The sequence below is a fragment of the Janthinobacterium rivuli genome (genome assembly GCF_029690045.1).
Taxonomy (GTDB): domain Bacteria; phylum Pseudomonadota; class Gammaproteobacteria; order Burkholderiales; family Burkholderiaceae_D; genus Janthinobacterium; species Janthinobacterium rivuli.
In genome coordinates, this window is sequence record NZ_CP121464.1 from 1,569,197 (window position 1) to 1,581,403 (window position 12,207).

General features: G+C 61.2%; 6 protein-coding genes. All 6 read right to left on the reverse strand.

The window, feature by feature from the left end; translation table 11 throughout:
• Positions 1-168: 168 nt before the first annotated feature.
• The 6 genes from P9875_RS07005 to tssF all read right to left on the reverse strand — a co-directional run bounded on the left by P9875_RS07005 (position 169) and on the right by tssF (position 12,135).
• Entirely contained in the window at positions 169-798 is a 630-nt protein-coding gene (locus tag P9875_RS07005) for a hypothetical protein (protein ID WP_152598854.1), read from the reverse strand.
• A complete protein-coding gene (locus tag P9875_RS07010) occupies positions 795-5,756 on the reverse strand; it encodes an RHS repeat-associated core domain-containing protein (RefSeq protein WP_278317931.1) in 4,962 nt (1,653 codons plus the stop codon). Before P9875_RS07010 ends, P9875_RS07005 begins: the two co-directional genes overlap by 4 nt.
• Complete coding sequence (locus P9875_RS07015) at positions 5,746-7,050, reverse strand: DUF2169 family type VI secretion system accessory protein (protein ID WP_278317932.1); 1,305 nt, start codon at positions 7,048-7,050, stop codon at positions 5,746-5,748. The genes P9875_RS07010 and P9875_RS07015 overlap by 11 nt, the downstream gene beginning before the upstream one ends.
• A 2-nt stretch (positions 7,051-7,052) precedes the next feature.
• Complete coding sequence (locus tag P9875_RS07020; RefSeq protein ID WP_278317933.1) at positions 7,053-9,194, reverse strand: type VI secretion system Vgr family protein; 2,142 nt, start codon at positions 9,192-9,194, stop codon at positions 7,053-7,055.
• Positions 9,195-9,271: 77 nt separating this feature from the next.
• A complete protein-coding gene (gene tssG / locus P9875_RS07025) occupies positions 9,272-10,318 on the reverse strand; it encodes a type VI secretion system baseplate subunit TssG (RefSeq protein WP_035825296.1) in 1,047 nt (348 codons plus the stop codon).
• The gene (tssF, locus tag P9875_RS07030) at positions 10,282-12,135 is read right to left on the reverse strand and encodes a type VI secretion system baseplate subunit TssF (RefSeq protein WP_035825299.1); all 1,854 of its coding nucleotides are present in this window, start codon (positions 12,133-12,135) and stop codon (positions 10,282-10,284) included. The genes tssG and tssF overlap by 37 nt, the downstream gene beginning before the upstream one ends.
• Between the last annotated feature and the right edge of the window lie 72 nt (positions 12,136-12,207).

The following is a 12,207-nucleotide window of genomic DNA, read 5'->3' on the forward strand; positions in this document are numbered from 1 at the left end:
CGTGTGATTGGCTGCAATTCAGGCAGTGGCAAGTATCGTTCAGAATATAAATCAAGTCAATTCGTTGCTGGTTTTTACTATTTAAATTAATGTTTTTATAATTTTTAGATGTTGTAAAGGCGAATAAGGCGCCATGTTGGTTGCAATTTTTTGATAAGGATCACGGAGTCATTTGTTTGAAATGGCGGTTTCCATGACGGAAATTACATGTTTTATCCCGTCGGTGATAATTGAGTTGCTGTTGATGTATTTGTCCTTGATAATTTTCAATATTTCAATATCTGCACAGCTAGCTACGTCCATGTCAATTGCATTTGCAATATTGTGGTCAATGTTAATTTCATCTAATATTTTAATTATTATTTCTATTGATTTTTCAATTTGTTTTTTGTGTAAATAGAATTCAGCAACTAATAGTCTAATTTCGCCTGATTTATTTTCAAGTAATGAATTGGCAATATTTTTCATGTCATTATTTTCTGTTTTGCAAAGTGCGTAATATATTGCATAATTTAAACTGCGTGAAATGATCGGGTATTCTCCGAAATTTCTTATGGAATATATTTTTCTCTTGGCTAATCTTAGTATCTCACTACTTTTATCTCCTTTTAAAGCGATCAGCCACAGTAATTCTTTTTTTCTTTCGCTTGAATTTTTCTGGTTTAGTTGTTTTAATATTTCATCCAAATGTTCTTTTTCTAATATCCTTTCTCTGGATGGTTTTGAAAGATTCTCTAGTTCAATTATTCTTCCTTTTTTTATTATGTCTAGAATGTTTGAATTTATAGATTTTTTCATTTTCCCAGTATTCCATTTTTAATTTCAATGTGCATTGCTTTATAGTCACCGGCTGAGGCTAGTTTTCCAGTGTCATCGCATAACTTTGCTCCAGAGATTTTTGGAGGTGCATAATTTCCGTTGGCTACGCTAGATGTTGGAACAATTTCCTTGTGGGCGTGTGGCACTTCATCTGCATTTCCTAGTGGTATGGTGCGTTTTTCAGCTGGATCAATGCGTACCGCTGCTGTGTTCCCATCTGGTAAGTTTTTAGTCCAGACTTGCCCTCGTTTATTGGATCCAGAAGGGTTAGTTCTGGAACCTACCATGGTGTAACCTCTTCTCCGCAAAATTTTTCTGATATCACTTGGAAGCATATTATTCAATGCAGGTAAGTTCTTTATTTCGTCCACGGCACTGGAAATGATGAGTCTGCATTTTGCCAGTCCTAATGGGTCGCTCCACTGAATGGGATTTGTTACATATGCATAGCCATTCAGTCCGCCTAGAATGCCGATAGGATCTTGACTAAGATAGTGTCCGCAATCAGGCTCATAGTAGCGGTAACGGTTATAAAACAGTCCAGTCTCTTGATCCTCATACTGCCCCTGAAACCGCAGCGGCTGGTCGATTTCTCCCTCTACCTGCAACAAATGCCCCCAGGCTTTGTAGCGCCCGCTCCAGACTACGTTCCCTTGCGCATCCGTCAGCTCGCGCGGCGTGCCCAGGTGGTCGCAGTGGTAGTGGGTGATGCTATCGTGTGCTGCCGCGTCATCGGCTGCCGCCTGGGTACCTTGCCATGCCGATACATGCAGCGTTTCAGTGTCCGCTTGTTCTTGCGCAATCGGGGCCTGCAGTTCGGCGTCGTCCCGGATGGCAGGCAAATCCCATTGGGCCACGCGCGGCAGGTGCACGGCGCTTGCCTGAAGACAGGCTGGCGAACTAATTTTGGCCAGCGGCACGAAGCTGTCCGGCTCGTACAGGTATGTGACAGTTTCATCTTGCCCAAGTTCCTGCGCCAGCGTGTCGCCATCCCAGACGAAGAAGGTGGTGCTGGCGTTCGTGCGGGCGGGCTGGTCTATTGTGATGTCTTGCTGGCTGGTCCAACGCGCCTCATCGACGCGTTTGGCGATGCGGCGGCTGAAGGCGTCATAAAAATAATGGGCGCGGTGGCGTGACTGGCGTTCCGTCCTGGTGGCGTGGCTGAGGCGGTTTTCGGCGTCGTAGCGCAGCGCCATATCGCTCCAGGTCGACTCCCTGCCCGGCGGATGGAAGCGCTTGCTGGTGGCATTGCCCTGCTCGTCGTAGTCGTATTCGTTATCGGCGTAGCGTTTCAGTACGTTGCCGGAGGCGGGGGCGGTATCGACCAGATTGCCGGCTGGGTCGAAGGCGAAGTGTTCGGCCAGGCCCGGCTGCACGGCGGACAGCAATTGCCCGACGGGATCATAGGTATAACTGAGTTTGCCAAGCGGCCCTGCAGTGGTGGTGCCCGTCTGCACGATGGTGCGCAAGTTTCCCTGGGCATCGTATTCGAAACGGCGCTCGCGCACGGGAACGGGCGCGTCGGCGCCGCGTGCCAGGGTCAGCCGGGTGAGGCGCGATTGCGGGTCGTACTGGCGCGTGGCGAGCAAGCCGCTGGTGCCCAGCTGCCGCTGCTTTTCGCGGTGCAGTTTGTCGCGTTCGACATCGACCACGGTCTTGCCATGCCACAGCACGCCGTGCCAGTGGCCGGAGCCGTAGCGCAGGGTGTCGACGCGGCGTCCATTCGGCAGGACGGTTTGGATATGGTTGCCCAGTTCGTCATAAGAGTGCGTCATGACAAAGCTGGCGTCCGGCGCGCGCGGGGTATTCGGCAGCCTGGCCGCTTCGGGCAGCGTTTGCAGGAAGCAGGCGCTGCGTTCTTCGATCAGTTGGCCCAGCGCATCATGGAAGAAACGCTGTTCGGCTTGTGGCGCGGAGACGGCCGTCAGGCGACCCAGCGCATCGTAGGCGTAGCGAACCGCACCGTCCGCCGTGGTCTTGACTTGCAACAAACCGAGCGCGTCGCGCAGCAACTGCGTGCGCTGGCTGCCGCACTCGGTGGCAGTGAGGTTGCCGGCAGGGTCATAGCTGTAGTGCGTGCGCTTGCCGTCGAAGCCCGTTTCCGACGACAGCCAGCCTTCCGCATGATATGCGAGCCGGTAGCTTTCGCCTTTGACGTTGATCAATTCTGTCAGTTGCAGCGCAGCGTCGTAGCGATACTGCAAGGTCTGGCCGATGGCGTCCGTGCGCTCCACGGGCAAGCCCTGGCCGTTGTAGCGGTAGCGTGTCTGCTGACCGGCCGCATCGACGTGCAAGACCAGATTGCCGTCCCCATCGTAGGCATATTGCTCCCGGGTCTGATCGGGCGCCGTGAGGCGGATCAGGCGGCCCAGCGCGTCGTATTCGTAGCGGGTGGCATGGCCGAGCGCATCGCGGGCCGCTTCCAGCCGGCCCAGCGCATCGTAGGCGAATTCGCTGGTGTGGCCGGAGCAATCCGTGTAGCTGGTCAGCCAGCCCTGGCGGTTGTACTGGAAATGTTTGCTGCCGCCCTTGGCGTCGATCAGTTCCACCAGCTGGCCGCGCTGGTCGTAGCGGTAGCGCGTGACGTGGCCCAGGGCATCCGTGATGCTGAGGGGGCGGCCTGCCGCATCGTATTCGCGCAAGGTGGTGTTGCCCAGCGGATCCGTGAAGGCGACAGGCTGGTTCCGGTCGTCGTAGTCGATGCTGTTGCTGTGCCCCTTGGCATCGGTGCTGCGGATCAGGTTGCCAGCCGCATCGTAAGCGTAGCGCGCGGCGGCGCCGTTGGCATCGATATCGGCCAGCAGCATGCCATCGCGGTCCCACTCGCGCCGGCCCAGCGAGGCGGCCTTGCCGTCGATCACGCGGCGCACTTCGGTCACCAGCCAGTTGGCGTCGAATGTGTATTCGAGGACGCCGCCGTTTTCCATGACTCTGCTGGTGTCGTTGTCCACGTAATCGATGCGCGTGTGCTCGCTGCCATCGCACGCCCGGGTAGCGGTGGCACGCGCCTGGTAGCTGTTGGCCACGGTGATTGGATAGTGCTGCGCCAGTTCCTGCTGGCTCAACGGTGATCCGCTCCAGCGGGCGCGCAGGGCGTCCAGGCTGATCCATTCCAGTTCGTAGCTAAAACCCGTGTAGCTGCTGCATGAGGTGAGGAGCTGGTGACGATAGGCATAGTGGCGCGTGTTGCCCAGCGCATTCGACTGGCTGACCAGGTTGTAGCGGGGCGCGAACGGCGGCTGCGTTTCGTTTGTTTCGGCCGCGTATTGGTAGCGGACGTGGCAGAGTCGGCTGCCGTCGGGTAATACCTCGTCGATTCTCCCGATGTGGATGGCCTTTTCCATCTCCGCGCGCATGGCTTCGAGCACGCTGCCATCGTCGCTGCGCAGGCGCAACAGCACTTCGCCCGGCCTGGCATCGATCAATCGCTCGATGCTGACGCCGCGTCCATCGCGCGCTTCGCTACGCACGAGTGCAAAGCGCTGCGTAGCGACGGGCGCGGACGGAGCCAGCATGGCGTTGACGCCGTCGTAGCCGTGCGGCAGCCAGTCGTCTTCAGCGCGCGCGTAGCGGTCGCTGCTGCCGTCGCGCCACAGCAAAGTGAAGGTGTCGGCGCCGTCGCGCGTGAGCGTAAAACCTTCCTTGCGGCTGTCGTGCTGCTGGCCCGGTTCCAGGCCAGGCAGGCGCAGGGCGCGGCCGCTGTCGTCGTGGTAGACGATGCCGGCATCGCATAGCGACAGGCTGGTGGTGTAGGGCGTGGACCAGCGCGCGCCCAGCAAGCCCCAGTCTTCGCATTCGGCGCCGGAACGGTAGCAGCGCGTCCAGACGATGGGAATGCTGCGCTCGAGCGCGAAATCCGTCTGGTACAGGATTTCCTGGCCCGTGCCGAAATGCACGGGCTTGCGGCCCTTGACGGGTTTTTTCGCTGGGCCGCTATCTTTGGGGCAGCAGTCGGACGGTGCTTCCGATTTTGGTTCTTTCTTGCCGCGGCTCTTGCCGTCGTCGCCGCCGTTTTTTGGGGGCGGTTTGTCGAGTTTTGGGGGCGGCTGGTCCGTTTTTTTGCCGACCAGCTTTTCCTTGACCTTGTTGATGGTTGGCGCCGTTTTCTTGCCGAGGAACTTGCTCAGTATTTTCCCGCCAGGAACCTTGCTGAAGGCCGCCGCTTGCAATAAGTTGCCTACGATATTCATGCCGATGTCGGCGGCAGTGTTGAGCAAATCAGGTGTCTTGCCTGTCAAGATGTAGTCGGCCGCCTGGTCGAGCACCGTGGCCGATGCTTCCATTGCGGTGCCTGTTGCAACGGTCGCCGTGCCGGCCACAGCGCCCGTTGCCGCCCCCGCTTCCATCGCGGCGGCAACGGGGGCGCCGACTCCCGTCGCCGCAACGCCCACCCCGGCGACTCCCAGCACAGCGCTACCTGTCAGGACGGTGCCACCCGCGTCCACCAGGTCTTCGGCGGCGCCATGCATTTTCCTGGAGCCATGCTCCTTGTAATCCTGTGCCACTTCCCGTATCGCCGCCGTCAGTTCCTTGAGCACGGGCTTGGCGGCCTCCCCGCCCCGTTCATAAATCTTGCCCACGGTATTGCGCGAATTCATCCATACTTCGCGCCCCATCTGCACCAGGCTGGCGCCGTTGGCGCGGTGGATGCTGCTGGCGACCTTGGTGTCGACCTGCTTGCCGACGGTGCCGCTCTTGACGCCGCCCGCCTTGCCGGCCGCGTCGCCTTTGACGGTGGGAATGATGCTGCGCTGGTGCAGGATGACGGGCTCGCTGTGCGATTTGACGTTGGGCGAGGCATTTTGCGCTTCCGAAAATTCGCCTGTGATGCTGTAGGGAATAGGGGGCGTGCTCGAGCCGACGGGCGTCTTGCAAATGTCGGGGCTGAGGCTGACGCAATAGAAACGCCCCGATTTGGTGACGGTTTCATTTGTCATTATTTTTACCTTGCTCGGCCGCCTTGCCGAGCGCTTCCTGCGCCTGTTCCAGCAGTTCGATGCGGGCGATCTGCGCCGGCTCCATCAGGTGCAGCAGACGCGACGCGACCTGGTCCGCGTCGGTCGGCACGATGGCGCGCCACACCAGTTCCACGCTGGCGGCCTCGGGATCGATCAGTACCGTATCGATGGCCAGGCGCCAGACGAGAAACTGGTCGTTCTTGTCCGCCAGCAGCAGGCACAGCACCTGTTGCGGCAGGGCGAAGCGCAGCACCGTGTTGCCGCGCGGGTCGATGCGGGCCGAGGGATGGTCGTGGCGGCACAGATTGGTCAAGGTGAATTGTTCCAGTCCCGCCAGGTACGGGCATTGCTGGTCGGGTGGCGTGCTGTTCCAGTACGCGAAATCGAAGTCTTTCGGCAGGGCGGGGACCTCGTCGGCATCCCATTTATCCTTGATGACGATGCTGCCGGCCAGCGCGCGGCGCGGTAGCCAGCCACGGCCGATAACGGCCAGCCCCGCCGGCGCCGGCAGCTCCTTGCCGCCCGCGCCTTGCCAGAACTGGGCGGCTGTGCACGGCTGCGATGGCGGTGTGATGCGGGGCGCGGGCACCTCATTGATCTGCTTCACATCCAAGTGCCAGTGGCGCGCAAAACCGCGTCCCAGCGGATTGGCCTGGCAAGAGTCGTGCGCCGCCGCGTTGCAGTCATCGGCCTCGATGCGGCATTGCCCGCCATATGCGTAGGCATAGTGCAGCGGCAATTGCAGGAACGCTTCCGGTGCGGATAGCTGCCACGGATTGGGCCGCAGCAAGCCCACGGTGGCGATGCGGGCGCAGCCCTGCGCCAGACGCGTGAGGACGGTTTTCTTGCGGAAGGCGCGCTCGCCACTCACTTGCAGGGTCTTGTCGATCAGGGTCTTCTTTGCTGACTGCACCTTCAGGTTGACGAGAAATTGCGGCATCGCCTGGCCGCGCGGCGCGTGCGCTACGCCATTGACGATCACGTCGCAGCGCGGCTTGTAGGGCGCGAAGTCGCTCTCCTGTAGCGTGCCCGCCTGCGTGTCGCCGTCCAGGTGCCGGTCTTCCGTGGCCAGCGGAGATTGCCGTGCCATGGGCAGCAGGCTGGCCAGGCCGTCCGCGCCGCAGGGGCCGAGGGTGTAGCCCATGCGCGCCACCACCACATGAAAGGCATGGCCAAACTGGTCGACCATGTCGAACTGGCTGGCCGCATGCGGCGTGCGGTTGTCGAAGAGCAGGTTGGGGATGTTGAAATGGGCTGTGCCGGCGTCGTTCATCGTCAGCCCGGATTGTTGTCGATGTCGTCGCCATGGATCTGCACCTTCGACCTGCCGCGGATGATGATTTCATCGGCAACCAGTTCGATGCGTCCCGGCGTGATGGTGATGCTGGAGGTGCCTACCGTCATCGTGTGCGAATCGGTGGCCGTGAGCGTGCTGTCGGCGCCGACGATGACGCTTTTCGTCAGTCCGACTTGCTCGGCCTGCGCCAGCACCACGGTGGTGTTCATGGCGCCGATGACGGTGGTCTGGTAGGCGGCGCCGATGGTCAGTACCTTGGCCAGTCCGATCGTTTCGTCCTTGGCCAGGGTCACCCGTTCCGAACGGTGGCCGTCGATCTGCACCTGTTCGTTGCCGCCCACGTGTTCGCGGCGGTTGTCGCCGATGTCGATGTGTTCGTTATGGTCGACGCGCTCGCGGCGGTTGTTGTGCACGGTGATGTCTTCATCGTGGTCCACCGTTTCCGTGCGGTCGCGCTTGACGTGCACGGTTTCATCGCGGTCGACGGTTTTGCGCCGGTCGTTGCCGACCCAGTGCGATTCGTCGTGCTCGACTTCGATGCGCTGGTCTTTTTCCGCGTGCAGCCACAGCTCTTCCGCGTCCTTGCGGTCTTCGAAGCGCAGGGCATTGGCGTGCGCGGCGGAACCTTTTTTTGAGGAGCGGCTCAGCATCCCGCTCTGCGTCTTGTTGGCCGGTAAATCCCACGGCGGCATATTGCGCGCGTTGTAGACGCAGCCGATGATGAGGGGCATGGCGACGTTACCGTCGAGAAATTGCACGGCCACTTCCATGCCCACCCGGGGCAGGCTGATGTGGCCGAAATTCGGGCCGGCCCAGTTCGATATCACCCGTATCCACGGTGAACTCTTGTCGTCGAAGGTGCCCAGGCGGTCCCAGTGGAATTGCACTTTCACTCGTCCATAGCCGTCCGTGTGGATTTCCTCGCCGGGCGGCCCGACGACGGTGGCCGTCTGCACGCCGTAGATCTTCGGTTCGCGGCTATGAAAATGGCGGCCCGGCCGCCAAGGGATGGCGCGGGGGATGCAGGTGAACGTGTTGCTGTAGTGCGAGGTGGCGCCGTGTCCTTGCTGATAGTTGTTGCTGGCGTAGTGGTGCACGGACAGGATCAGGTATTCGCCGGCGGCGCTGTCGAAATGTCCGCCCAGGGTGAACCAGCGCCCTGGTTGCGCCGTGCGGTCGTTGCCTTGCGCTTCGAACAGCTGCCCCTGCGCGTCGCGTTCTTCCATGCGGCGCTGGGCCAGCGCTTCGCCATCGTCGATGTTTTTAAAACCGTAGCTGCCCGTGTTTTCATAAATTTCCAGCGAGGGTACGGCTCCCTGTTTGTTCAGGGAATCACGGCTGGCGCGGGCGCTGCGTGGATTTTTAAAGTTGAAGCTGGCCACCGTCATCTGGCTTGGCGCCATGCGCCGCACCGTGCTCCACTGGTGCACGCCATCGTCTTCCTGGGAGCCTGCCTGGTGCTGGAAGGGGATTTCGCTCAGATCGCCATCGATGGGCTTGCCGGTGGTGCTGTCGTCGGACAGCCACAAGGTGTGGCCGTCAAGGCGGTGTTCGTAGCGGTAGTGCCAGCCCAGTTGCTCCCAGTGGCGGTGCAGCAGGTTATGGTCGCTCTCGTTGTGCTGGCACGTGTAGGTGATGGCGGGATCGGCTCCGCTGGCGGCCAGCTTGTAGTCGCGCATCAAGTAGTCATCGAAGACCTTGTCCGTCAGCGCCGCCACCGTCAAGCCGTGGAAGGCGACATTGTTTTGCCGCAAGTGCAAGTGCGACAGCCACGGTTCCAGCACCATTTCATAGAAGGCGAAACCGCCGTCCGTGCGCAGGAAGCGGAACTCGAAGACATAGCCATTGAAGTAGCGCAAGGTGCCGTCTTCGCGCACCAGTTCGATGGTCACCATCTTGCCCATCACTTTGTCGAGGGCGATGCTGGCATCGTCGGACAGCACTTCCACAACACAGGAAAAGTCGCGCGACAGGCTTTCGCTGGCGGACAGGCTGTTGGCGAGGAAGCGGATGCCGGCGGGGCCGTCGCCATGCGGAAAGCGCAGGCGCAGCAGGCGCTGACCCTGCATGTCGCCCGTCAATGCCGTCCATGCCGCCGTCGTATCGGGGAATTCGCTCATCGCGCATCGCTTCACGGTAGGGATCGTTGGCCGACTGTAGCAATAGCGAACACAAGCGTTTTGCGCGGTCGCAAGGATCAATCGTTGAACGAGGGCATTAAGTGCATTTCGTAATGTTTGTCATCGCGGTGGCGCGGCGTTGCCGCATCGCCAAGGAAACTGTTGCAGCCGAGGCCGCCTTGTGGCGCTGCCGCCAATGTTGTCCCTTGCACATCGCTGGCGCGCAGCACCAGCACGATGTCGTAGCGCACGAGCGGCTGGCCGAACAGCATCAGCATGTGCCGCAGCGCCTGGCTGCCAGGGGCGCGCGGCAAGAAGCTGGCGTGCTGCTTGGCAGTGAGCGGGCCGAGGCACAGGCGCACGGCCAGGTCGGGACGGCGGCAGCGCTCGCCGATGGTGGCATGCTGGCCCAGCACGGCATTGGCCATGCCCAGCGCCGTTTGTTCGCGCGGCGCCAGCACGTCCATGGCTCCCGTCGCCTCGTCGATATGGCAGGGCACGCCGAAGTGGTCGGTGAGGATGCTCGCCATGACGATGGACGAGATGTTGCGCTGCTGCAGCAAGCCGCTGTACAGGCCGGCGGCCGCCTCGTTCTGGCCCTGGCCCGGCTGACATGCGGTCAGGGCCAGCAGGCGCGACAGGAAGTCCCCGTCATGGCCGGCTTGCTCGATGCGGTATTTTTGCCAGGCCTGGTAAAACAGGGCCACGGCGCGGCTGGAAAACAGGTCGAGAAAAGCGCGCGGGCCGGTGTCGCGTTCGCTATGCTGGTGCGCGGCGATGCGTTCGGAATAATGGCTGGGCAAGCTGCCCTGGCAACCCAGCAGGCCCATGAAGGCAGGCGTAAGGTGGATGGCCTGGCCGTGGCCGGACAGCAGCGCCTGCAGCAGGGCATCCGCATCGTCGATGCCGCCCGTCGCGAGAGTCTCGACCTGACTGGCGGGAAAGCGCAGCGAGACGCTATTGTCGAAGCGCACGAGCTTTGCCAGCGCCGTGTGTTCGTCGATGCCGTGTTCGGCCAGCCACGCCAGCAGCAGGCGCAGGGCCTGGAAGCACTCGAAGCGCTGCGGCGCGTCGAGCAATTGCTGGATCACGCTGGGGTGGCGTCGGCGCTGCGTTCCGGGCATCGCAGGAGTTCCTCGCCGCTGCGGTGCGACAGCAGCGTCAGTTGGCTAAAGCAGTTGAGTTGGCTGTTCAGGGCGAAATAACGCTGCAGCACCTGGGCAAAAATATGGATACTGCAGCCGACGAAGGCTTGCTCGTCGATGCCCAGGCGGATGGCGATGCCGGGCATCAGGGTGGGAAACGGCACGGTGGGCATCCACGCGCGTGTGCTGCCGTGTTCGAGCGTGACGATGCCCTGAATCAACCGCTGCGTGGTGGGCGAGCGGGGCAGGTCGTACAGGCCCAGCATTTTCTGGAATTCGCCCAGGCCTGCCTGCGTCAGGCCCGAGTAATTGAGCGACAGGTGCGCAATCAGGCGCCAGTGGGTGTCCGCCAAGAAACGCACGCTGGGCGTGGGCTTGCGCAGGAAGCGCGCGGGGATACCGTCGGGCACGTCTTCGGCCAGCAAGTCGCCGCCGGGCAAGCCGTAGTGCAACTGCGTGGGCAAGTCGCGGTTGCTGCACAGCAGCTGCGTCGAGACGGTGGCGCAGGCTGCGCTGGCCGGTGAAAATTGCGGGTCGATCAGGCTCAACCGCGTTTCATGGCCGGGGCTGATGGCGGCCACGGCTTCGTCGCGGCGCGCCAGCCAGTATTGGCCATGCTCCTGGCCCTGATCTACCTGAGAACCCTGCAGCGAGGCATATAGGGGCAAGAAAGTGCTCAGACGCTCGCCGGCCTCGTCCTTGCGCACCACGGTGACGGCCTCGATGCTGTGGATGTCGTAGGCAAACGCATGCGTGGCATCGGCCACCAGCGCGTAGTCGGGCTCGGTATGCGTGAGGCGGATGGGCACGCCGGACTTGGCAAACAGGTTGACGACGGGCGTGCAGCCGAGCAAAAGATTATCGGGGCTGACGCCGGACAAGAGCCGCGCCTCGTGGCTGTCGCTGCGCACGCCCTTGAGCGGCAGGTGCAGGGTGAACTGGCGGCACTGTTTCGGTAGCAAGGGAGCCAGCAGGGACCATGCGATATCGATGAAATGAAATTTTTCCGGAAACGCGAAATACTCGGTCAGCAGGCGCAAGGCCGGGTGCGAGCGGGCGGAAATGGGGATCAGCGCGTCGTCGTCCACATAGCCTGCCGGCGCCAGCAAGGCGCCGTCGACGGCTTGCCACGGGCCGTGTTCGTCCAGCGCCACGTACGCGCCCGCGCCGTGCAGGAACAGGGCGTCGAGCAGGGCCGCGCGCACGGATGGTTCGCCATCGGCAAACAGGCGCAGGCTGGCAAAGCCGGCCTGGTCCAGGTAGTAGTTGTCACTGCTGCTGGTGAACTGCATGCTGAGCAAGGCGCTGGCGCCGGCGGGCAGGCGCAGGCCGGGCGGGGCGTCGATGATGGGCGAGAAATGCAGCTGCGTGATCGCCAGCGGCGCCAGGCTCACGTCATACGCGCTGGTGAACTTGCAGGCGACGCCCTGTACCGGTTGCGAGCGCAGCACGGTGCCGCGTGGGACATGCGCCACCTGGGCCAGCTGACCGCCAGCGGGCGCTTCGTCTGCTGCGATGCGCACGATGGAGCAAGACGGAAACGGCCGCAGGTAATGCGGGTACAGGGTTTCCAGCAAGGAGTTGGTAAATTGCGGATAGGCGTCGTCGAGGCGCTTGGCGACCCTGGCCGTGAGCAGGGCAACGGACTGGATCAGGCGCTCGATGTGCGGGTCTTCGCAGGTGTCTCCGGCGATCAGCAGGCGCCCGGCCGCTTTCGGATAGCGGCTGGAAAATTCGCGCGTGTACTGGCGGAACAGGCCCAGCTCGCGCTCGTAATACGGCAGTAGTTGTTCCACGGTCGCGCTCTCCGCCAGCAGGAAAGCTTCATGCTGGCATCAGGCGCGACCGTGAGTGTTGATGCGTAACAA